At 60.1% G+C, this 20,244-nt stretch carries 23 protein-coding genes; 11 read left to right on the top strand and 12 right to left on the bottom strand.

Annotated features, from left to right (window positions below):
• Positions 1 to 41: 41 nt before the first annotated feature.
• The gene (locus ACR0J8_RS06120) at positions 42 to 620 is read left to right on the top strand and encodes a thymidine kinase (RefSeq protein WP_170680897.1); all 579 of its coding nucleotides are present in this window, start codon (positions 42 to 44) and stop codon (positions 618 to 620) included.
• Here ACR0J8_RS06120 and ACR0J8_RS06115 read toward each other — a convergent pair.
• The 5 genes from ACR0J8_RS06115 to ACR0J8_RS06095 form a co-directional block, all read right to left on the bottom strand.
• Positions 617 to 1,567, bottom strand: a complete 951-nt coding sequence (locus ACR0J8_RS06115; RefSeq protein WP_480889178.1) for a 2-hydroxyacid dehydrogenase — start codon at positions 1,565 to 1,567, stop codon at positions 617 to 619. The two genes, ACR0J8_RS06120 and ACR0J8_RS06115, sit on opposite strands and share 4 nt — an antisense overlap.
• Positions 1,567 to 1,905 (bottom strand): tRNA-binding protein, encoded by a 339-nt coding sequence (locus ACR0J8_RS06110; protein ID WP_480524331.1) that lies wholly within the window; start codon positions 1,903 to 1,905, stop codon positions 1,567 to 1,569. The genes ACR0J8_RS06115 and ACR0J8_RS06110 overlap by 1 nt, the downstream gene beginning before the upstream one ends.
• Positions 1,898 to 2,713 (bottom strand): pyrroline-5-carboxylate reductase, encoded by an 816-nt coding sequence (gene proC / locus ACR0J8_RS06105; RefSeq protein ID WP_480889175.1) that lies wholly within the window; start codon positions 2,711 to 2,713, stop codon positions 1,898 to 1,900. Before proC ends, ACR0J8_RS06110 begins: the two co-directional genes overlap by 8 nt.
• Before the next feature lie 39 nt (positions 2,714 to 2,752).
• Complete coding sequence (locus tag ACR0J8_RS06100) at positions 2,753 to 3,253, bottom strand: type III secretion system chaperone family protein (RefSeq protein WP_170614734.1); 501 nt, start codon at positions 3,251 to 3,253, stop codon at positions 2,753 to 2,755.
• A 327-nt stretch (positions 3,254 to 3,580) separates the two neighbouring features.
• Complete coding sequence (locus ACR0J8_RS06095) at positions 3,581 to 3,829, bottom strand: accessory factor UbiK family protein (RefSeq protein WP_050604795.1); 249 nt, start codon at positions 3,827 to 3,829, stop codon at positions 3,581 to 3,583.
• Between the two features lie 98 nt (positions 3,830 to 3,927).
• Between ACR0J8_RS06095 and lgt the strand changes: the two genes are divergently transcribed.
• The 4 genes from lgt (at position 3,928) to ACR0J8_RS06075 (ending at position 8,153) form a co-directional block, all read left to right on the top strand.
• On the top strand, positions 3,928 to 4,815 hold the full coding sequence (lgt, locus tag ACR0J8_RS06090) for a prolipoprotein diacylglyceryl transferase (RefSeq protein ID WP_480889171.1): 888 nt from the start codon (positions 3,928 to 3,930) through the stop codon (positions 4,813 to 4,815).
• The gene (locus tag ACR0J8_RS06085) at positions 4,812 to 5,879 is read left to right on the top strand and encodes a class I SAM-dependent methyltransferase (RefSeq protein ID WP_480524326.1); all 1,068 of its coding nucleotides are present in this window, start codon (positions 4,812 to 4,814) and stop codon (positions 5,877 to 5,879) included. Before lgt ends, ACR0J8_RS06085 begins: the two co-directional genes overlap by 4 nt.
• Positions 5,876 to 6,634: a peptidoglycan editing factor PgeF gene (gene pgeF, locus ACR0J8_RS06080; protein WP_170807922.1), complete on the top strand. Its 759-nt coding sequence runs from the start codon at positions 5,876 to 5,878 to the stop codon at positions 6,632 to 6,634. Before ACR0J8_RS06085 ends, pgeF begins: the two co-directional genes overlap by 4 nt.
• A gap of 736 nt (positions 6,635 to 7,370) precedes the next feature.
• Positions 7,371 to 8,153 carry a Hint domain-containing protein gene (locus tag ACR0J8_RS06075; protein WP_480524323.1) on the top strand — a complete coding sequence of 261 codons (783 nt, stop codon included), beginning with the start codon at positions 7,371 to 7,373 and terminating at the stop codon, positions 8,151 to 8,153.
• Between the two features lie 117 nt (positions 8,154 to 8,270).
• Here ACR0J8_RS06075 and ACR0J8_RS06070 read toward each other — a convergent pair whose 3' ends face one another.
• Positions 8,271 to 8,771, bottom strand: coding sequence for an Lrp/AsnC family transcriptional regulator (locus ACR0J8_RS06070; protein ID WP_170619551.1), 501 nt, complete (start codon positions 8,769 to 8,771; stop codon positions 8,271 to 8,273).
• A 227-nt stretch (positions 8,772 to 8,998) separates the two neighbouring features.
• Between ACR0J8_RS06070 and trxB the strand changes: the two genes are divergently transcribed.
• The 3 genes from trxB to ACR0J8_RS06055 all read left to right on the top strand — a co-directional run bounded on the left by trxB (position 8,999) and on the right by ACR0J8_RS06055 (position 13,660).
• Positions 8,999 to 9,940 (top strand): thioredoxin-disulfide reductase, encoded by a 942-nt coding sequence (trxB, locus tag ACR0J8_RS06065; protein WP_480524321.1) that lies wholly within the window; start codon positions 8,999 to 9,001, stop codon positions 9,938 to 9,940.
• A 124-nt stretch (positions 9,941 to 10,064) separates the two neighbouring features.
• Positions 10,065 to 11,735 carry an adenylate/guanylate cyclase domain-containing protein gene (locus ACR0J8_RS06060; protein WP_480524319.1) on the top strand — a complete coding sequence of 557 codons (1,671 nt, stop codon included), beginning with the start codon at positions 10,065 to 10,067 and terminating at the stop codon, positions 11,733 to 11,735.
• Positions 11,736 to 11,941: 206 nt separating this feature from the next.
• Complete coding sequence (locus tag ACR0J8_RS06055; protein ID WP_170807918.1) at positions 11,942 to 13,660, top strand: bifunctional sulfate adenylyltransferase/adenylylsulfate kinase; 1,719 nt, start codon at positions 11,942 to 11,944, stop codon at positions 13,658 to 13,660.
• Positions 13,661 to 13,717: 57 nt separating this feature from the next.
• Here the strand turns inward: ACR0J8_RS06055 and ACR0J8_RS06050 are convergent, their stop codons facing one another.
• The 4 genes from ACR0J8_RS06050 to ACR0J8_RS06035 all read right to left on the bottom strand — a co-directional run bounded on the left by ACR0J8_RS06050 (position 13,718) and on the right by ACR0J8_RS06035 (position 16,231).
• Entirely contained in the window at positions 13,718 to 14,590 is an 873-nt protein-coding gene (locus tag ACR0J8_RS06050; protein ID WP_480889163.1) for a glycosyltransferase family 10 domain-containing protein, read from the bottom strand.
• The gene (locus ACR0J8_RS06045; protein ID WP_480524315.1) at positions 14,587 to 15,474 is read right to left on the bottom strand and encodes a PhzF family phenazine biosynthesis protein; all 888 of its coding nucleotides are present in this window, start codon (positions 15,472 to 15,474) and stop codon (positions 14,587 to 14,589) included. The genes ACR0J8_RS06050 and ACR0J8_RS06045 overlap by 4 nt, the downstream gene beginning before the upstream one ends.
• A 113-nt stretch (positions 15,475 to 15,587) precedes the next feature.
• The gene (locus ACR0J8_RS06040) at positions 15,588 to 15,812 is read right to left on the bottom strand and encodes a DUF1150 family protein (protein ID WP_170614745.1); all 225 of its coding nucleotides are present in this window, start codon (positions 15,810 to 15,812) and stop codon (positions 15,588 to 15,590) included.
• A 5-nt stretch (positions 15,813 to 15,817) separates the two neighbouring features.
• A complete protein-coding gene (locus ACR0J8_RS06035) occupies positions 15,818 to 16,231 on the bottom strand; it encodes an Hsp20 family protein (RefSeq protein ID WP_058275530.1) in 414 nt (137 codons plus the stop codon).
• A 164-nt stretch (positions 16,232 to 16,395) separates the two neighbouring features.
• Here ACR0J8_RS06035 and ACR0J8_RS06030 point away from each other — a divergent pair, with 164 nt between their 5' ends.
• The 3 genes from ACR0J8_RS06030 to ACR0J8_RS06020 all read left to right on the top strand — a co-directional run bounded on the left by ACR0J8_RS06030 (position 16,396) and on the right by ACR0J8_RS06020 (position 18,233).
• A complete protein-coding gene (locus tag ACR0J8_RS06030) occupies positions 16,396 to 16,620 on the top strand; it encodes a YdcH family protein (protein WP_037308505.1) in 225 nt (74 codons plus the stop codon).
• 64 nt (positions 16,621 to 16,684) lie between these two features.
• Complete coding sequence (purE, locus tag ACR0J8_RS06025) at positions 16,685 to 17,173, top strand: 5-(carboxyamino)imidazole ribonucleotide mutase (RefSeq protein ID WP_170614746.1); 489 nt, start codon at positions 16,685 to 16,687, stop codon at positions 17,171 to 17,173.
• A complete protein-coding gene (locus ACR0J8_RS06020) occupies positions 17,166 to 18,233 on the top strand; it encodes a 5-(carboxyamino)imidazole ribonucleotide synthase (RefSeq protein WP_480889159.1) in 1,068 nt (355 codons plus the stop codon). The genes purE and ACR0J8_RS06020 overlap by 8 nt, the downstream gene beginning before the upstream one ends.
• A 67-nt stretch (positions 18,234 to 18,300) precedes the next feature.
• Here the strand turns inward: ACR0J8_RS06020 and ACR0J8_RS06015 are convergent, their stop codons facing one another.
• Positions 18,301 to 19,452 carry an alpha-D-ribose 1-methylphosphonate 5-triphosphate diphosphatase gene (locus ACR0J8_RS06015; RefSeq protein ID WP_480524311.1) on the bottom strand — a complete coding sequence of 384 codons (1,152 nt, stop codon included), beginning with the start codon at positions 19,450 to 19,452 and terminating at the stop codon, positions 18,301 to 18,303.
• Entirely contained in the window at positions 19,449 to 20,222 is a 774-nt protein-coding gene (locus ACR0J8_RS06010; protein WP_480524309.1) for an alpha/beta fold hydrolase, read from the bottom strand. The genes ACR0J8_RS06015 and ACR0J8_RS06010 overlap by 4 nt, the downstream gene beginning before the upstream one ends.
• Between the last annotated feature and the right edge of the window lie 22 nt (positions 20,223 to 20,244).

Below are 20,244 nucleotides of genomic sequence, written 5' to 3'. Positions count from 1 at the left end.
GATGACTTGCCCACTTGGTTCACCCGATTTAGACCCGGCCCATGGCAAAACTGTATTTCAACTATTCCACCATGAACGCGGGCAAATCGACCGTGTTGCTGCAGGCGTCGCACAACTATCGCGAGCGGGGCATGGATACCTATCTGATGACCGCCGCGCTGGACGGACGGGCCGGCGTCGGTCGCATCGCCTCTCGCATCGGCATATCCGCCGAAGCGGATGTGTTCGCAACGGAAGACGACGTTTTTCAGATGATCCAAGATCGCCGGAACAAAGGCAAAATCGCCTGCGTCTTCGTCGATGAGGCGCAGTTTCTGACCGAGGATCAGGTATGGCAACTGGCCCGCGCGGTGGACGATCTGGATGTTCCCGTGCTGGCATATGGGTTGCGGGTCGATTTTCTGGGAAAGCTGTTCCCGGGCTCGGCCGCCCTGCTGGCGCTGGCCGACGAGATGCGCGAGGTGCGCACCATCTGCAGATGCGGACGTAAGGCGACCATGGTGATCCGGCAGGACGAAAACGGCCAGGCCATCACCGAAGGCGCACAGGTGCAGATCGGCGGCAACGAAACCTATGTTTCGCTGTGCCGCAAACACTGGCGCCAGGCGGTGGGCGTCTAAACCGGGTTGAGCAACGGACGCCCCGCAACAAAGGCCGCGACATTGTCCAGCGCCATCTGCCCCATATCGGTACGCACCTCTTCGGTGGCCGTGCCCAGATGCGGCAACAATGTCACGTTTTCCATATCACGAAGGGCCTGAGGGACGATCGGTTCGAATTCGTATACGTCCAGACCCGCGCCCGCGATTCGGCCGTCTTGCAGGGCCGCGATCAGGGCCGCCTCGTCCACGACCTCGCCCCGCGCGATATTGATCAGCAGGCCGGACGGCTTCATCGCCTCAAGAACCTGCGTGTTGACCAGATGCCTCGTTTGCGCGCCGCCGGGGACGGCAAGCAACAGGAAATCGACAGACGCAGCAAGGTCGGTCAGTTTGGGGATGTAGTCCGCGGGAAAATCGACGTCCTTTGGGCTGCGGGACTGATAGGCAACCTGCATACCGAACCCGAAATGACAGCGCCGTGCGATGGCCTGCCCGATACGGCCCATGCCCACGATGCCGACCCGCTTGCCGGTCACGTGGTGGCCCAGCATCTGGGTCGGGTGCCACCCCCGCCAGCCAGCCGAACGGACCAGCCGCTCACCCTCGCCCGCACGGCGAGCAGTGGACAGCAGAAGGGTCATGGCGATGTCAGCGGTGGCGTCCGTGACAGCGCCAGGCGTGTTGGCAACGGCGATACCTGCCGACCGTGCCGCATCCACGTCGATATGGTTGTAACCCACGCCGAAATTGGCCAGCAGCTTGCATCGCGGTGCGGGCACCTCACCGATGATCTGCGCCGAGAACTGATCGCCCAACGTCGGAACCACCAGATCGAACTCGGTCAAGGCACGATGCATTTCAGCGTGGTCAAGCGGCGTGGTTTCAGACCTGATCTGGACGTCGAACTCGGCACGGGCGCGGGCTTCGACGGCGGGTGTCATCGGTCGGGTGATCCAGAGCTTCATCAGTGCATCCGCCCGCCCAGCGGGACCTTGCCGTCAGGGCCGATAAGAACGATTTCGCCGTTTTCGTCCGGCAGCCCCAGCAACAGAACTTCGGACATGAAACGTCCAATCTGACGCGGCGGAAAGTTGATCACGGCCATCACCTGTTTGCCGACTAGCCCCGCCGGGTCGTAATGGGCCGTGACCTGAGCCGAGGTTTTGCGCTCGCCGATCTCGTCGCCGAAGTCGATCCACATCTTGATCGCGGGTTTGCGGGCCTCGGGATATGGTTCCGCGCGCACCACCTGACCCACGCGGATATCGACCTTGAGAAAATCGTCGAAGGAAATTTCACTCACGCGACAGCTCCCTTGACCGGTTGGTTGCAGCGCCGACGGCGCGGTGCAGAAGATCCGGGAACCCGGTTTCCTCGTGCATCAGAACCTCAAGCGCGGCCTGCGTTGTCCCGTTGGGCGAGGTGACATTGATGCGCAGTTGTGCGGGGTCTTCCTCGGCTGCCATGGCCAGCGCACCGGCCCCAGCCACGGTGGATTTGGCCAGCTTCATCGCCAGTTCGTGCGGCAGGCCATGCGCCTCGCCCGCCTTGGCGAGCGCTTCGATCAGGTGAAAAACATAAGCTGGACCCGAACCGCTGAGGCCGGTTACGGCATCCATCTGGTCCTCATTCTCCAGCCGGACCGTCTGTCCGATGGCCGAGAGCAGGGATTCGGCCAGATCCGCATCGGCGTCTGTGGCGTTGGCGTTGCCGATCAGCGCGGTAATGCCCTGGCGGATCGCGGCGGGCGTGTTTGGCATGGCGCGGATGATCGGGGTACCCTGCCCCAGAACGTCCTCGAACGTGGCCAGCGAAGTTCCGGCTGCAACAGAGATGAACAGGCTGGTGCCACCGCCCAGCGCCTTGATCGCGGGCAGCGCGTCGCCCATCATCTGCGGTTTGACGGCAACAAGCACCACGGCGGGCGCTTCGGGCAACGGTGTGTTGATGTTCACGCCCTGCGCCTTGAGCCAGTCGGAAGGGTAAGGGTCGATAACCCAGACCGAAGATGCGGGAAGACCATGCTCAAGCCATCCGGCGAGCATGGCGGACCCCATCTTGCCACATCCCAAAAGCACAAGCCCCTGATCGGCGACGCGTGACATATCCATGATTGCCCCTCTCGTAACGTAACGATTCAGGGCAAAGCTTTACGCGCGGCCGTAGGCCTCTGCAATGGCGACCTGAATGGCCTCTTCCGGGGTACGGTTGCCCCATGTGACCAGTTGTATCGCCGGGTAATACCGCTCGGCGCTGAGAACGGCGGCGTTGATCATCGTATCGATCTGCTCGGCGCTGGCCATCTGGCCGCCCGCCAGCACCAGACCATAGCGGTAGACCATCAGTTTCTGGTTGGCCCAGTAGGTAAAGGCCCCAGCCCAGCACTGATCGTTCATCTTGTTGAGCAGCTCGTAAAGCTGCATTTCCCGTTCGGCCGGCGGTTCCATTTCAAACGAACAGACCATCCGCAGTGTTTCGTCATAGTTGGACCAGGCCAGCGTGATCGAATAGGTCCGCCACTGGCCTTCGACGGCCATGGCAATCTGGTCATCGCCGATGCGGTCAAAGTCCCAGTCGTGGTGTTCGGCCAGATGTTCAACAATATCAATCGGATGAAGGTCTTCTTCTAGAAACTGTTCGGAAAGGGCCATAATGCCACCTCGCTCCTTCTCTAGCATTTCGGGGCTGGCAGCGCCCCATTGCTAGTTGCCTGCTCTACAAGCCGGGCTTCCCCCTTGGGCCTGTACTAAATATGGTGCGATGTGGTTGATATTCTGACAACCCCCATTCTTGGGGATAACAGCAATAAGTTGTGGACAGCCTGCAACGGCATCCAAAATATTGGCACTTTGCCCAGCTTTTTCTTGATTAAATTCTGCGACGCGTCAAAATACACCGCATCGCACAACCCGTTAATTCGGATTGCGCGGCAGAAAATTTTGTCCTGAAAACTTGGTCAACGCGGCGCAAATGGAACGTTACTTGTCCAGTTTCGCCTCAAGCGCTGCAATTCGCGCTTCGAGCGCCGCATTTTCTTCGCGCGCTTTCTGGGCCATGGCACGGACGGCATCAAATTCTTCGCGGGTGACGAAATCACGGTCGGCCAGCCAGCGGTCGATCATCGACTTCATCGCGTTTTCGGCCTCTTCCCGCGCGCCCTGTGCCACGCCCATCGCGTTGGTCATCAGCTGGGATACGTCGTCCAGGATTTTGTTGCGGGTTTGCATGTCTCTAACTCCGGTTTCGCGGTTGGTCCCTATATGGGTAAAGAATGAGCCGGACTCAAGGTTGACTTGCCCTGCAAAGCCCGGGCAATGAGACGCACATGCAGGCTGTTCTGAAATTTCCCGATCTGTCGCCCGAATTGTTCTCGATCTCGCTGTTCGGGATGGAGTTCGCGCTGCGATGGTACGCACTGGCTTACATCGCCGGCATTCTGATCGCGTGGCGGATGGCGCTGTCCGCATTGCGTCGCCCTGCCCTGTGGCCCGGCGAGGTGCAGCCTCTGCGCAAGGAACAGCTGGAGGATCTGGTCACGTGGATCATCCTTGGCGTCATTCTGGGCGGACGGCTGGGGTTCGTGCTGTTTTATCAGCCCGGATACTACCTGTCGCATCCGCTGGATATCCTGAAAGTCTGGCAAGGCGGCATGGCCTTTCACGGCGGATTGCTGGGCGTGGTTGTCGCCGCATATCTTTATGCAAGGCGGCATAATATACCGGCGCTGTCTCTGGCCGATCTGATCGCCCACACCGTACCGCCGGGATTGTTGCTTGGGCGACTGGCCAATTTCATCAATGCGGAACTCTGGGGGCGGCCAAGCGATGCGCCATGGGCTGTGATCTTTCCAGGCATGGCCGCGCAGGACTGCCCCGGCGTTGTGACGGGCATGTGCGCGCGCCACCCTTCACAATTGTATGAGGCTGCACTTGAAGGCATCCTGCTTGGCGCGCTTTTGCTGTGGCTGGCCTATCGGCGCGGGGCGTTCCGCAAACCCGGCCTGATTACGGGCGTGTTTCTGACCGGATACGGCGCATCCCGCTTTATCGTCGAGTTCTTCCGCCAGCCGGATGCGCAGTTTGTTTCTCCCGGCAACCCGTTGGGTCTTGCGTGGCATGTGGACGGCTATGGGCTGACGATGGGACAGTTGTTGTCTTTGCCGATGATCGCTCTTGGTCTTTGGTTTGCCCTGCGTGCCCGGGCGGCGCAATGACCCTGACCGATCACCTGCTGGCACGGATCGGGCAGGACGGCCCGATGACCATTGCCGATTACATGAGCGAATGCCTGCTGCATCCTGATTTGGGATACTACACAACCCGCGACCCGCTGGGCGTGCAGGGCGATTTCATTACCGCACCCGAAATAAGCCAGATGTTCGGAGAAATGCTCGGCTTGTGCCTGGCGCAAAGCTGGCTGGATCAGGGAAGTCCGTCGCGGATTGCATTGGTTGAACTCGGTCCCGGTCGCGGAACCCTGATGGCCGATATCCTGCGCGCGACGCGGGAGGTTCCCGGCTTTCATGACGCGGCGCGGGTGCTGTTGCTGGAGGCATCACCCACACTGCGCGCCATGCAGGCGGAGACTCTGAAGGACTACGCACCCGTTTGGATCGACGCGATCGATGAATTGCCAAGCCTTCCCACTTATCTTGTAGCTAATGAGTTCTTTGATGCCCTGCCCATCCGGCAATTCCTGCGTGACGGCGAGGGTTGGCGCGAGCGTCTGATCGGCGCGGATCAGGGTGCGCTGCATTTTGGTCTGGGGCCATTGGGGTCGCAAATTGCCCTGCAAGACCGGCTTGAGGATACAATGGATGGCGATTTGGTCGAGCTTTGCGCAGCTGCGGCGCCTTATCTCACCGAAACTGCCGGTCGCATAGCGGCGTATGGAGGAGTTGGCCTGATCGTGGATTACGGCGACTGGCGATCGCTGGGCGACACGTTGCAGGCACTGCGCGGGCATCAGCGGTCAGACGTGCTGACGGATCCGGGCCAGGCCGACCTGACGGCCCATGTTGATTTCGAACCCCTTGCAGCGGCCAGCCGGACAGCGGGCTGTGCCCACACGCGCCTGACCCCACAGGGCGTTTTCCTTGAGCGGCTGGGGATAACGGCACGCGCGCAAAGACTAGCTCAATCGTTAACCGGTCCGGCACTGGATTCGCTGGTCTCGGCACATCGCCGGTTGACGCATCCCGAGGAAATGGGAAACCTGTTCAAAGTGCTGGGCCTCTATCCGGCAAACGCTTCTCCACCACCGGGACTGGAACCATGACGCTCGAGATTCTGACATCTGATCTTCTGTCCCCTGTCCGACATGGGTTTTTCAGCCGCCGCGGCGGGGCGTCATCCGGAATCTTCTCGGGGCTGAACTGCGGGTACGGGTCGTCTGACCAGACCGACGTTGTAACCGTGAACCGCAGCCGGGTGGCCGATGCGATGGCAGTTGCCCCCGACGCGCTGATCGGTGTGCATCAGGTGCATTCCCCGACCGTCCTGACGGTCGATGCCCCGATTACCGGAGAGAAGCCAAAGGCGGACGCGGTTGTGACCGCAACGCCCGGGCTGGCCCTGACGATCCTGACGGCCGACTGCCAGCCAGTGCTGTTTGCTGATCCAAACGCAAATGTGATCGGGGCCGCACATGCCGGGTGGCGCGGTGCCCTGGATGGTGTGCTGGAAGCCACGTTGGAGGCCATGGTGGCCCTGGGCGCGCGCCGCGAAGACACCATTGCGGTGATCGGCCCCACGATCTCGCAACGCGCATATGAGGTCGGGCCGGAGTTTTTGGATGACTTTGCCGCGGACTCGCCCGATAACATGCGGTTTTTCGCAAATGGGCAAGGCGATCGGCTTCATTTCGATCTGCCCGCCTTTGGCCTGCACCGGCTGCGGGCGGCGGGTATCGGGCAGGCGGAATGGACACGGCATTGCACCTATTCCGACCCCGAAAGGTTCTATTCCTACCGCCGGTCGACACACGCCAAAGAGGCGGACTACGGGCGCCTGATCTCCGCGATCAGATTGTAGTTTTAGGCAAGATTAAGGCAATTTTGCCGCTTTTCCGCCACATTTGTGGTGTTTATTCTAATCAGAATCGAACGGAAATTATTGTCCGCTGTCAAACAGTTATACGTTTTGACCTTTGATTGGCGCGGCAATGTTAACAAAAGGGAGCCGCTTACCTTCAATTTGTCCTCAATTGATCCCGGATCAGCCTTATCGGTGCCGCAAATCAGCGTCACAAATGGTTCACACAAGGGAAAACGGGCCTAAGCCCCAATAATTGAGCAGGACAAAGTTATGAAGACGAGATCACGCTTTCTATGCGCTGTTTTCGCGGCGATCAGGGATCAAAACCCTGACATGCCATGGAAGCGAGTTTCCAGCAGATCTGTCAGAGTTGCACGCCGTCTGACGGCGCGGCGCTGATCATGAAGGCCCGCGGAACCATGCTGCCGGTTCCAAGGGCTAATACGTGCAACGGGAGGGTGCTCCGGCCCGATGCACGAGCTGCCACGACCATACTGCGTGGCGCTGATACGGGGCGTGTGTGCGTGAACAATTTCAGTTTGCGTTTGTGTGAGTTTGTCTGGGGGGTCAATGTGTTGACCAAAGTTATGCGATATTGCGTCGCGACGCGCGGGAATTCCGACTGCCGTCCTGTGGTCTCTCGTTTCATTCAAGACAAAGAACAACACCGATCTGGTGGGTCTGCCCTAGGGTTCGGCCTGCATGACCGGTATATAGAGGGGACGGAATAAATATGACTATTCCAAATTCATTGGCACGCGCCGCCAGAAATGCCGTCGAAACGTCGGCGATGCTGCGCGAAGCCCAACAACCGCCAGTAAAGGCAAAGGCGCAGCTGCGGCGCTACGAGGTGAGCACGTTGCTGAAAAACGGTGAAGTTTCGCAAACCCGCCATATCGCACCGGCGCTGCCCATGTTCGAGGATGCGTTCTGCGCCTTCACGCGCGGTTCGCTGGTCGATACCGAACACGGACCGATTGCAATCGAAGATCTGATGCCGGGGGATACGGTCCTGACACAGGATGGCACCTCGGAAACCGTGCTGTGGAAAGGATCCGTCACGCTGATTCCAGGACGCGAAGATTCTCGCGGCCGGACGCGGCCATTGACCCGGATCATGGCCGACACGTTCGGAATGCAGAAACCGATGTCCGGTGTCATCGCCGGACCAGCGGCCCGGCTGCTGGGCTGCCCGGCCCATTTGCGCCACCTGCATGGCGGCGCGCCGATTCTGGCACCGGTTCGGGAGTTCCAGGACGGAATGGGCGTTATCGAAACATTGCCGCCCACTCCGGTCGAACTGTTTCATATCTGCCTCAAACGGCATTCGGTGATAAGTGTTGATGGGTTATCTTTTGAGTCTTATCATCCAGGTGTTAATGCTGTTCGGATGATCAGCCACTCTTTGCGGTCGATCTATTTGAACCTGTTTGCTCATATCGAGTCGCTCAACGATTTTGGCCCGCTGCTGATGCCGCGCGCCGGAGATGGAGAGGTGGACGCGATATCAGCGTGAAATGTTAACGATTACTGCATAGTGGGGGCATAATGCAGCTAATACTCAGTTGGATCTTATCTTTGGCGGTCGCCGCAATGCTGCCGCCGGTTACGGCACATCCAAAACGCGCGGGGGTTACGCCGTCCGGTTCATTCGTTCTTCCAGAACGTCGAAGGGCACGCCGGGCTCGTCTTTTGCGCCGCGGATGACAAGCGACGTCTTGACGCTGGCCACGTTCGGCGTGGTCAGCAAGTCGCCTGTCAGAAACTGCTGAAAGCTGCTGAGATCTGGCGCAACGCATTTCAGGATGAAATCGACTTCGCCGTTCAGCATGTGGCATTCGCGGACCAGTGGCCATTCCCGGCACCGATTTTCGAACGCGCTGAGTTCGGATTCGGCCTGGCTTTCGAGGCCGACCATGGCAAAGACCTGCACTTCGAACCCAAGTTCGCGGGCGTTGACGTCGGCGTGGTAGCCGTGGATCAGGCCTGATTCCTCGAGCGTGCGCACCCGGCGCAGACACGGTGGGGCTGATATTCCCACGCGTTTGGCCAGTTCTACATTGGTCATGCGACCGTCTGCCTGCAATTCCGCCAGAATTTTGCGGTCAATCTCATCCAGCCGTGTAGCGACCATGGAATGCTCCTGAATTTTCAGTTGTTATATCAGCGCCCGGCTAATGCGCAATATTATTTCACCGCCGCGCAATATTGTTTATTTGTAATGCAAATTTCATCGACAACGCCTGCCCCGCCTGCCGTACAGGAACCGTCAGGAAAGGGCTTTAAGCCCGATCAAGCGGTCGCTATATCCATCCTCAACGGGCCGAGCGCCCACATCAGGCAGATCGAGTTGGGGGTACCATGGCCGACACAAAACACACCAAGGTTCTGATCATCGGGTCGGGACCGGCCGGATACACGGCAGGCGTTTATGCGAGCCGCGCAATGCTGGAGCCGATCCTGGTACAGGGGATTGAGCCCGGCGGCCAGCTGACCACCACAACCGATGTCGAGAACTACCCCGGTTTTACCGAGGTGCAGGGCCCCGACCTGATGATCAAGATGCAGGAACACGCAGCGGCGATGGGCTGCGAGATCATCGGAGACATCATCAGCGATCTGGATATCAGTAAGCGCCCGTTCACCGCGAAGGGTGACAGCGGCACGGTTTATACGGCAGACGCGGTCATTCTTGCCACTGGCGCCCGCGCCAAATGGCTTGGCCTGCCCTCGGAAGACAAGTTCAAGGGCTTTGGCGTGTCTGCCTGCGCCACCTGCGACGGGTTCTTCTATCGTGGACAGGAAATCGTGGTGATCGGTGGCGGCAATACCGCCGTCGAAGAGGCGCTGTTCCTGACCAATTTTGCCAGCAAGGTCACGCTGATTCACCGCCGGAATGAATTGCGGGCAGAAAAGATCCTGCAGGATCGCCTGTTCAAAAACGAAAAGATCGAGGCGCTGTGGTTCCATGAACTGGACGAGGTGATCGGAACCGATGCTCCGCTGGGCGTGGAAGGCGTGCGCGTGAAGAACGTGAAAACTGGCGAGATCACAGAAATTCCATGCAAGGGCGTATTCGTGGCCATCGGCCACGCTCCGGCCAACGAACTGGTCAAGGAAACGCTGGAAACCCATATGGGTGGCTATGTCGTGACCAAGCCGGGGTCCAGTGAAACCTCGGTTCCCGGTGTTTTCGCTGCGGGTGACCTGACGGACCATATCTATCGCCAGGCCGTCACCAGCGCCGGTATGGGCTGCATGGCTGCCCTGGACGCCGAGCGTTTCCTGGCCGAACAGGAATAAGCAATTGGCTGAATTCACCAGCGCCGCACGGTGAATTCAGTCCTTCGCCCGATGGCCGTCTTGACCGCCGCCCTACCCCGTATCAGACTTTGGGGGCACGAAAGGCCGGATATGGGTGGCATCTTTGAGTAACGTTCTGTGGCGCGGCGGATGGGCTACCCGTCTTCGGATCGGCAGCGGCCTTGTCCTGTTTACCTTTGCCTTCTTTCATTTCATCAACATTGGCCTGGGCCTGTTTCACACAGACTACCTGCATGGCATGCAGGATGGGCGTCAGGCTGTCACCCGGCACGATGCCGGGGCAATCCTTCTGTATGCGGCGCTGTTCACCCATGCCGGTCTGGCACTTTATTCCATTGCCCAGCGCAGAACCCTGCGCATGCCGTTCAGCACAGGATTGCAGGTTGTTCTGGGGTTGCTGATCCCGCTGCAGCTGATCTCTCACATTGTTCATACACGGTATGCGCACGAGATTTTCGATGTGAATGACGAGATGGGCTATATCATCATCCTGATGTGGCCCAGCATCGCGATCTGGATGCAAAGCCTGTTGCTGTTGTTGGTCTGGATACATGGCTGCATCGGCCTGCATATGTGGCTACGCCTGACCCGTTGGTGGTCTCGGGCCGTGCCTTATCTGATTGGATTGGCCGTTTTCATCCCAACCTTTGCGCTTGCGGGGCTGCTCACAGAGGGACGGCGGCTGTGGTTGGATTTCGCCGATGATGACCTGCGCGAGCAGTATATCGAGCACTACAACTGGCCCTCCCCCGAAGCTTTTCAGACCATGTTCGGTGTCAAAAATACCTCGCTACTGGTGTTTTGGGTGGCCCTTGGGGCGACGCTGCTGATCTATTACGGGCGCAAGATGTGGCGGCGCAGGCATTCGGTGCGTGTCCGGTATGTGGACGGCCCCGAGGTAGTGGCAGAGAAAGGCATGACCCTGCTTGAGATTTCTCAGGCCAACGGCATCCCGCACACTGCATTGTGCGGCGGCAAGGGGCGTTGCACCACCTGCCGTGTAATTGTCGAGAAAGGCGCGGACGATCTTCCGTCCCCCAGTGCAGTCGAGGCACGCAGTCTGAGCGCGGTGAACGCCCCGCAGGGCGCACGCCTGGCCTGTCAGATTCGCCCGACCGAATCCGCAACCGTGTTCCGCATGTTCCGCCCTGAAGGCCGCCGCGGGCGCGCGCATGCCAGTCAGGGAAAAGAACGCCAGCTTGCCGTGCTGTTTCTGGACATGCGGGGGTTCACCGCGCGCACGACCGGCCAATTGCCGTATGACATCGTGTTCCTTCTGAACCGGTTCTTTGACGCGATCGTGCCGCCCATCACTGCCCAGGGCGGTGTTGTCGACAAGTACATGGGCGACGGGCTGCTGGCCGTGTTTGAAACGCCGGATACCGCAAGCTCGGCCCGGGCCGGGCTGAAGGCGGCAGCCGAGATCAGCCAGGCGCTGCAGCAGTTCAACCGTCAGCTTGAGGGCGAAGGCGCACCGGGTGTTCGGATCGGCATGGGGTTGCATCTGGGCGATCTGGTACTGGGCGAGATCGGCGCTGCCGGTTCGGCTTCGCGCACCATTATCGGGGATGCCGTGAACGTGGCCAGCCGGTTGGAAGCCGAAACCAAGGCACTGGGTGCGGAACTGCTGGTGTCCGAGACGCTTTTGCAGGCGGCGGAGTTTGATTACAGCGTTTCAGACATCCACTTTTTTGAGCTGCGCGGTGTGAGCCACCCGGTGCCGGCCCTGACCGTCAAACGTGCATCGGAACTTGAGCTGAGCGTCGCGGCATAGGAACACATTCGCTGAAAGCGGCGGAATTGTTGCCAATTTGAAGAACCTCGATCGCAATTGCATTCCAAACATGGAAAATCCTTCCAATCCGGGAGAATTCGACGCATATCGTCCTTTGTTTCATGAAGGTATATGGACTCCGGGCCTGCATCGGGGCACATGCGCCGCGACGACAGGCAACACCACACTGTAATAAGAGTATTCTGATGACGATGTTAAGCAATCTGGCACCGATCCCTGAACTGTACGTATCCTATGACTCGGCCCAGAAACTGAAGGTCGAAGCCGCCGATCTGACAAGCTGGGACCTGAGCCCGCGCCAGATCTGCGATCTGGAGCTGCTGATGAATGGCGGGTTCAACCCGCTCAAGGGTTTCCTGTCCGAGGCCGACTACGACAACGTCGTGGAAAACATGCGCCTGGCTGACGGCACCCTGTGGCCGATGCCGATTACGCTGGATGTCAGCGAAGATTTTGCCGAGAACATCGAACTGGGTCAGGACATTGCCCTGCGCGACCAGGAAGGCGTCATTCTGGGCACCATGACCGTGACCGACCGCTGGACGCCGGACAAGGCGCGTGAGGCCGAGAAAGTCTTTGGCGCGGACGACGACGCGCACCCGGCCGTGAACTATCTGCACAACGTGGCCGGCAAGGTATATCTGGGCGGCCCCGTGGTCGGCATTCAGCAACCGGTCCACTACGATTTCCGCGCCCGCCGCGACACCCCGAACGAGCTGCGCGCCTATTTCCGCAAGCTGGGCTGGCGCCGCATCGTGGCGTTCCAGACCCGTAACCCGCTGCACCGAGCGCATCAGGAACTGACCTTCCGCGCCGCCAAGGAGGCGCAGGCCAACCTGCTGATCCATCCGGTTGTCGGCATGACCAAGCCGGGTGATGTCGATCACTTTACCCGCGTGCGCTGCTATGAGGCGGTACTGGACAAGTATCCCGCATCCACCACATCGATGTCGCTGCTGAACCTGGCGATGCGCATGGCCGGCCCGCGCGAGGCGGTCTGGCACGGCCTGATCCGCGCCAACCACGGCTGCACCCATTTCATCGTGGGCCGCGACCATGCCGGCCCCGGCAAGAACAGCCAGGGCGAGGATTTCTATGGCCCCTACGACGCGCAGGATCTGTTCCGCCAGTTTCAGGACGAAATCGGCGTCGAGATGGTCGACTTCAAACACATGGTCTATGTGCAGGAGCGTGCTCAGTACGAGCCGAATGACGAGATCCTGGACAAGGACAAGGTCACGATCCTGAACATCTCGGGCACCGAACTGCGCCGCCGTCTGGCCGAAGGTCTGGAAATCCCCGAATGGTTCAGCTTCCCCGAAGTCGTTGCAGAACTGCGCAAGACCAAGCCGCCGCGCAGCCAGCAGGGCTTTACGGTGTTCTTCACCGGTTTCTCGGGCTCGGGCAAATCCACCATCGCCAACGCGCTTATGGTCAAGCTGATGGAAATGGGCGGCCGCCCTGTGACTTTGCTGGACGGTGACATTGTGCGTAAGAACCTGTCATCGGAACTGGGCTTCTCGAAGGAACACCGGGATCTGAACATCCGCCGCATCGGCTATGTGGCGTCTGAAATCACCAAGAACGGTGGCATCGCCATCTGCGCGCCGATCGCGCCTTATGCCACAACCCGCCGCGCGGTTCGCGAAGAGATCGAACAGTTCGGCGCGTTCTGCGAGGTTCACGTGGCCACCACGATTGAGGAATGCGAGCGCCGCGACCGAAAGGGCCTGTACAAGCTGGCGCGGGAAGGCAAGATCAAGGAATTCACCGGCATCTCGGACCCTTACGATGTACCGCAGAACCCGGAACTGCGCGTCGAAACCGAAAATGTCGAGGTCGACAACTGCGCCCACCAGGTACTGCTGAAACTGGAAAGCATGGGCCTGATTGCCGCGACCTGAGCCGGTTTCAGAACCTGAACACGGAAGCCCCCGGTCTATGCCGGGGGTTATCTTCTCTCAACTTCCGGAATTCAGTTCCGCGCGAAGCGCCTCGACTGCGCGGCGCTCGAAGGCGCCAAATTCGGCGGCTTTGGCCTGAATGGCCTGCACATGCGGCAGACGGGCGGTGAAATCCTCTGGCGATGCATCCGCAATCGCCTGCTGAATTTCAGCCTTGGATTCGCACAGGATCATGCCCGAAGTGTCCATAAAGTCGTCGATATTCGGGCATCCCCAGTAGATCGGCACGGTCGAACACAGGATCGCATCGATCAGCTTTTCCGAGAAGTAGTTCCGTTCCCGGACGTTCTCGATAACCACCGAGTACCGGTATGGGGCCAGACCATCGGACTTGTTTTCAAACGGTTTGTAACCCCGGCCCATTACATCGACATCCGCGCCACTTTCCCGGACCCAGTCAATCAGTTCGTGCCGCAATTCATGCCCAACCTGATCTCGTTTGGCCGACGCGATGAGGGAACAGGAGCGGTTTTTTTCAATTTTCAGATCCTGCCAGTCCGACACCTGCGTATCGCCGTAGGGCAGGAACACGGCGTTTGGGATGGTCTGCAGAAGGATGTCGTGAAAGGTGAACACCCGGAAAAAACGGCGATGGGTCCAACGCAGCATCCGGTCGTGCTTGGCGTGAATGGCCGAAGGTTCCCCCATCATCAACGAAATGCGCGCGCGTGTGCCCCGACGCAGCCGCAGATGTACGGTAGAGTTGGGGTACATGATCAGGTGATCGGTGCGCTCGAGATCGCCGATGGTCTTGCCGATCAGGCGCTCCGGGCAGCCCTCGGGCCAGATGAGATCGGACAGGGGAACTGCCCCCAGTTTCGGCCCAAGACGGTGGCCATATGGCAAAACGGCAATCGCGGGACGGGTCATTGCAAAGTCTCTGGCAGGTCGACCTGACCACGCATCAGGACATGGCCGCGACCGGCAACCCTGATCCCGGTCATCGCGTCCGGGGGGCCGACTCGCGTGACGGTTGCCTGTCCGGGGCGGCCCATGTCGTGCCCCTGCTCTGCCACAAAGGTGTCCTTCGGCATCAGGCCGTATTTCCACAGGTAAGCCGCCATGGCGCCCGTGGCCGAGCCGGTGAACGGATCCTCTGGCGGGCTGGGTGGCGCCAGCAGCAGGCGCGAGAATGTGTCACCGACAGACGTTGCACCCTTCAGCGTCACCAGGAAGGGTTCGGCCATATCTGAGCCCGAAAAACCTGCCTTCTCGGCCACCTTGCGCAGAGGCTCTTCGGACAGTTTTGCGGCGCGCAGGGCATCATGATCGCCTAGCACGGTGATGCAGAACGGCAATCCGGTCGACACGAACTGGGGCGGGGAGATGATGGCGCTTTCAGGCAGGCCGATCGCGGCGGCAACAAGTTCCGCCGGCACGTGCTGGCCAAATTGGGGGGCAACCTGCGTCATCTCAATTTCATCGCCGCTCAGGCGGACCGATACGATCCCTGCCCCGGTTTCCAGCGTCAGGCTGTTACCTTCGAACAACCCGCGCGACCGCATGGCTGCTACGGTGGCGATGGTGGGATGCCCGGCAAATGGGATTTCGCGGCTGGCCAGGAAGTAACGCACATGCACATCAGCGACTTCCGAAGGGCCGGTGAAGGTGCATTCCACAAGCGAGGTTTCGCAGACATAGGCCATGCACACTTCCTGCGACAGCACAGCACCACCGTGGACCACGGCACACCCGTTTCCGCCAAATGCCCGGTCGCTGAAAGCGTCTACCCAGTCAAAATCGAACCAGCTCATGCGTCACTTTCCCCGAACGATATGAATTACGGGCGCATCCGGCCCTTCCGGTTCGCATGTGTCGCCGCTATGGCGGTCATTGTCACGCTAAAAACAGCCGGAGGCGGGGCCGTTCAGTGAACGGCCACCGGTGAAAAGTCATGTTCACGGGCCAGGACAAAGGCCAGTTTCCGGTCGGCGACCAGCGCCAATTGCTGTCCGTCGGAATCGTGAACCGCGTAAAGCTGATCCAGATCACCGGCCTGCTCTCGCACTTCCAAGGGAAGATCGGCAACATCGACCGCTTTGACATACACGATCCGGTCGCCTTCGGTGTTAATCTCAATCGGTGTATTCATTGCTCTTACCCCTTCCTTATGTTGATCGTCTGCACCACGGTTTCCGGCACGGCGCGGGTCAGGTCCACGTGCAGCAGACCGTTTTCCATGATCGCTTCGCCAACCTCGACCCCATCAGCCAGCACAAACATGCGCTGAAACTGACGCGCCGCGATGCCACGGTGCAAAAAGATGCGCCCCTCGCTGTCGTCGCGTTGACGGCCCCGGATCACCAGCTGGCGATCCTCGATGGTGATCGACAGATCTTCTTCCGCGAACCCGGCCACGGCCAGGGTGATGCGATACGAAAAATCCGATGTCTGTTCGATATTGTAGGGCGGGTATCCTTCGTTGCCAGCCTTTGCAGACCGTTCCAGAAGGCGTTCCAACTGCTCGAACCCCAAAAGATGCGGGTATGAGCCAAGAGTAAGTTTTGACACGTTTTCTCGTCCTTTTATGTCAAAGCGACGGGTGGTGCGGCCCCGTTGCGGCAACCGCGTGTTATAGAATATGGGAATATGCAGGGATGTCCACAAGGTCTGGCCCGATAAACCCTGACACACTATCTTGTGTGGAAAGCACCACAACTACGACTGAGTCGCCTATGAATGCGCCTACCGATCTTTCCATGAAAACTGATGAGGTTTTGCGGGTTGAACTTGAGGTGTTCCGACGTCAGCACCGCGATCTGGACGAAGCGATCGAGGCGCTGCAGGCAACGGGTACCTCGGACCAGCTGACCATCAAACGTCTGAAAAAGCAGAAACTGCGGCTGAAGGACATCATCCGGCTGATCGAGGACCGCCTGACCCCCGACATCATCGCCTGACGCATTGCCAGACAGGTGGATTTGGCTATAGTGCGCGCTCTTTGAAAAGCCGGGGAAAATGCGGATGGGTGAGATCAAGGTAGGCATCATCATGGGCAGCCAGTCGGACTGGCCCACGATGAAGGAAGCCGCGGATATTCTGGACGAACTGGGTGTTGCCTACGAGGCGCGCATCGTGTCGGCCCACCGCACGCCGGATCGCCTGTGGGACTATGGAAAAACCGCTGTGTCGCGCGGCTTGCAGGTGATCATTGCGGGTGCTGGCGGGGCCGCGCATCTTCCGGGCATGATGGCTTCGAAAACACGGGTTCCGGTGATCGGGGTGCCGGTTCAGACGCGGGCCCTGTCGGGTGTCGATTCCCTCTATTCCATCGTACAGATGCCGAAAGGGTTTCCGGTGGCGACCATGGCCATCGGATCGGCGGGTGGTGCCAATGCCGGGTTGATGGCTGCTGGTATCCTGGCCCTGCAGGATGCCGAACTGGCCGGACGGCTGGATGCCTGGCGTGAGGCCCTGTCGGCCTCTATCCCCGAGGAGCCTGCCGATGACTGAAGCATTGCAAACCGGGGCTCGGATTGGAATTCTGGGCGGTGGCCAGCTGGGCCGGATGCTGTCGGTCGCGGCGGCCCGACTGGGGTTTGTCACCCATGTTTATGAGCCGGGCGCTAACCCGCCTGCTGGCCACGTTGCCGACCGCGTGACCACTGCCGCCTATGACAATGCCGACGCCATGCGTGCCTTTGCCGAAGACGTGGATGTCATCACCTATGAGTTCGAGAACATCCCGACCGAGGCACTGGATCTGCTGGAAGCGCATCGCCCCATTCGCCCGGGCCGCGAAGCCCTGCGGGTCAGTCAGGACCGGCTGACCGAGAAGAGCTTTCTGCAGGGACTGGGCCTTAAAACGGCACCCTTCGCCGACATCACAGATCTGGACAGCCTGCGCGCAGCGATTGATGAGATTGGCACACCCGCCATTCTGAAGACCCGCCGGTTCGGTTATGACGGCAAAGGTCAGGCCCGGCTGCGCGCGCCCGGCGACGCCGAATCCGCACTGGCCGATATGGCGGGCGCGCCTGCTATTTTGGAAGGCTTCGTGGATTTCTCGCACGAGGTGTCCGTCATCGCCGCCCGAGGTCTGGACGGTCAGGTTGCCTGTTTCGATCCCGGTGAAAACGTCCACCGTGACGGTATCCTGCATACAACGACCGTACCGGCGCGGCTGTCGCCGTCGCAGCGAACGGATGCCGTGCTGCTGGCGGCCAATATTCTGAACGCGCTGGATTATGTCGGGGTGATGGGCGTTGAACTGTTTGTCACGGCCGAGGGTCTTATCGTCAACGAGATCGCCCCGCGTGTTCACAACTCGGGACATTGGACCCAGAATGGATGCGCCGTGGATCAGTTCGAACAGCATGTCCGCGCTGTCGCAGGGTGGCCTCTGGGGGATGGCCAGCGGCATTCCGACGTGGTCATGGAGAACCTGATCGGCGCCGATATGGACCGTGTGCCCGATCTGGCCCGCGAACGGGATGTGGCGCTGCATCTCTACGGCAAGGCCGACGTCAAGGCAGGCCGCAAGATGGGCCATTTCAACCGGGTCATCCGCTGAAGGTTATCGAGCCTGCGTGCGATGCCTCAGTCGAAGCTATTCCTGAACAATAGAAAACGCAGCGCGCTTATGCCACCAGGCGCGCCGCGATATCCCCGGACATGTAGCTGACGCGCCCACCCGCCAGAGTGGCCGCGACACGGTTGGTGGCGGTTTCCAGGATCACCAGATCGGCCCGTTTGCCCGGTGCAAGCGTGCCGCGATCCGTCAGACCCAGCACCTGCGCAGGCCCTGACGAGACCAGCGCCCAGGCCCCGGCCAGATCCAGCAGACCGCTTTTGGCCAGCATCAGGGCCGCGCGGCGCGGGCTGGGGTAATGGTAATCCGACGCCAGCGCGTCGCACAGGCCCATCGTGATCAGGTCAAGCGCGCTGGCATTGCCTTTGTGCGAGCCGCCCCGCACCACGTTCGGAGACCCCAGTATGACGTGATCACCGGCAGCACGGGCCGCCTCGGCCGCTTCCAGCGTTTCGGGAAATTCTGATATCCGGGCCCCACGCGCGCGCCAGTCTGCCCGGGCCCGGGCCGTGGCGTCGTCATGACTGCCCAACCGGACACCGCGATCGGACAGCGTGTCGCATAGCCGTTCCAGCGCTGCCGGTACTTCCCCTGACCGGGCATGCATTTCTTGCAGCATTTCAAGATGCGCTTCGGGGCTGCGCCCGGCCTTGAGCGCCTGCCCGGTCAGACGCGGCGGTGTGCGTCCTTGCGCCAAGCGGTCATGCGGCAGATGGTCATTGAACACCACATAAGGCACCTGCCACCGGGCAATACGCTCGGGCAGGTCCGCATAGTCGTCCAGCATGTGGGTTTCAAACCGCAACTGGGGTAACAGATCCGTCACGATGGTATCCCTGACCCCGGCAATCGCATCAAAGACCTGGCCCGCAAATCCCGGGCCACGCACGCCGCCCTCCCAACTGTGGAACTGGGCCAGCACGGCTGTGGTAATACCATTGGCGGCCAGTTCCGCCTCGGCCGACACCAGACCTTCGGCCATTTGCTTCATCGCTCCGCGACGCGGCGCAAGATGACGCTCAAACCCGTCCCCGTGCAGATCGACGATCCCGGGCAGGATGGTGTATCCCGACAGATCGATCTGCCGTCCGGTCCCCGAGGACTGAATGATCCCGTCTGCCACAGCCAGTTCGGTTCGCGTCACTTCGTGACCCGACACAAGAACATCCGCCCGGGTGAAGGTCAGTTCAAGTGCGGTCATCGCGTCGGCTCCGACGGAGGTTCTGAACAGTCCTCTCCGATACAGATCTCGTCAATGACATCCATGACACCGTCGAGCCAGGTGATCTGCGGATCAAAGCGGCCAAACTCGATGAAATGCAGCGCCTGCGCCATGACCCGGGGGTTGTTCATCATGAAGGTATGGGTCACCGGCAATACGATGTGATCGGCCATGCCCGCGACACGGGTGGTTCGCACTGACACCTTTCCATCATCCCGCCCCTCGATCATCGACGAAAACAAAGGGTTCAGCGAGTTCTCTCCCGCGATTACGCCAAGATCGAATTCGACCGGCGGCAACTGGCCCGGAATACCCTCCGGTCCCGTTCCCAGCGCCAACCCGGCAGGACCGTTGAGCATACCGAAAACCTCCCATGAGCCAAGCTCGTCAACCAGTTGGCTGCCCTGGTTTGGCGGACCCAGCATGACAACGCGGCCCAGGTTGTCCGGTGTATTGTCTTGCAGCCAGTACCGCAGAAGAATCCCGCCCATCGAATGGGCCACGACATTCGCGGTCTCGTCCCCGCAGGCGGCAAGGGCGCCCGGCACGGTCTGCCGGGCCAGTTCGGGTATGGGCAGATCCGTTGACGGGTAATCCGGACGCACGACTTTGTAGCCGTGGGCGCTAAACAATTGCTCCATCACCGAAAACGAAGCCTTGGTTCGCGCAAGCCCATGCAGCAAAACAACGCATTTCGCGCTGGCAAAAGATGGAGCGAGGCAAAGAAGCAATACGACCAGAAATCTCATAGCCGCCAGATAAGGCTTATCG

Source organism: Ruegeria sp. N11, assembly GCF_056531525.1.
The sequence above is the reverse complement of the archived record's forward strand: the minus strand, read 5'-3'. Positions and strand labels throughout refer to the sequence as shown.

Coding starts and splice junctions, on each gene's coding strand:
- ACR0J8_RS06100 (WP_170614734.1), bottom strand. CDS start 3,253: ATGGCCCTTTCCGAACAGTTTCTAGAAGAAGACCTTCATCCGATTGAT.
- ACR0J8_RS06075 (WP_480524323.1), top strand. CDS start 7,371: ATGACTATTCCAAATTCATTGGCACGCGCCGCCAGAAATGCCGTCGAA.
- ACR0J8_RS06030 (WP_037308505.1), top strand. CDS start 16,396: ATGAATGCGCCTACCGATCTTTCCATGAAAACTGATGAGGTTTTGCGG.
- ACR0J8_RS06010 (WP_480524309.1), bottom strand. CDS start 20,222: ATGAGATTTCTGGTCGTATTGCTTCTTTGCCTCGCTCCATCTTTTGCC.
- ACR0J8_RS06120 (WP_170680897.1), top strand. CDS start 42: ATGGCAAAACTGTATTTCAACTATTCCACCATGAACGCGGGCAAATCG.
- ACR0J8_RS06045 (WP_480524315.1), bottom strand. CDS start 15,474: ATGAGCTGGTTCGATTTTGACTGGGTAGACGCTTTCAGCGACCGGGCA.
- ACR0J8_RS06020 (WP_480889159.1), top strand. CDS start 17,166: ATGACTGAAGCATTGCAAACCGGGGCTCGGATTGGAATTCTGGGCGGT.
- ACR0J8_RS06015 (WP_480524311.1), bottom strand. CDS start 19,452: ATGACCGCACTTGAACTGACCTTCACCCGGGCGGATGTTCTTGTGTCG.
- lgt (WP_480889171.1), top strand. CDS start 3,928: ATGCAGGCTGTTCTGAAATTTCCCGATCTGTCGCCCGAATTGTTCTCG.
- purE (WP_170614746.1), top strand. CDS start 16,685: ATGGGTGAGATCAAGGTAGGCATCATCATGGGCAGCCAGTCGGACTGG.
- ACR0J8_RS06085 (WP_480524326.1), top strand. CDS start 4,812: ATGACCCTGACCGATCACCTGCTGGCACGGATCGGGCAGGACGGCCCG.
- ACR0J8_RS06070 (WP_170619551.1), bottom strand. CDS start 8,771: ATGGTCGCTACACGGCTGGATGAGATTGACCGCAAAATTCTGGCGGAA.
- proC (WP_480889175.1), bottom strand. CDS start 2,713: ATGGATATGTCACGCGTCGCCGATCAGGGGCTTGTGCTTTTGGGATGT.
- ACR0J8_RS06050 (WP_480889163.1), bottom strand. CDS start 14,590: ATGACCCGTCCCGCGATTGCCGTTTTGCCATATGGCCACCGTCTTGGG.
- ACR0J8_RS06095 (WP_050604795.1), bottom strand. CDS start 3,829: ATGCAAACCCGCAACAAAATCCTGGACGACGTATCCCAGCTGATGACC.
- ACR0J8_RS06055 (WP_170807918.1), top strand. CDS start 11,942: ATGACGATGTTAAGCAATCTGGCACCGATCCCTGAACTGTACGTATCC.
- ACR0J8_RS06115 (WP_480889178.1), bottom strand. CDS start 1,567: ATGAAGCTCTGGATCACCCGACCGATGACACCCGCCGTCGAAGCCCGC.
- ACR0J8_RS06040 (WP_170614745.1), bottom strand. CDS start 15,812: ATGAATACACCGATTGAGATTAACACCGAAGGCGACCGGATCGTGTAT.
- pgeF (WP_170807922.1), top strand. CDS start 5,876: ATGACGCTCGAGATTCTGACATCTGATCTTCTGTCCCCTGTCCGACAT.
- trxB (WP_480524321.1), top strand. CDS start 8,999: ATGGCCGACACAAAACACACCAAGGTTCTGATCATCGGGTCGGGACCG.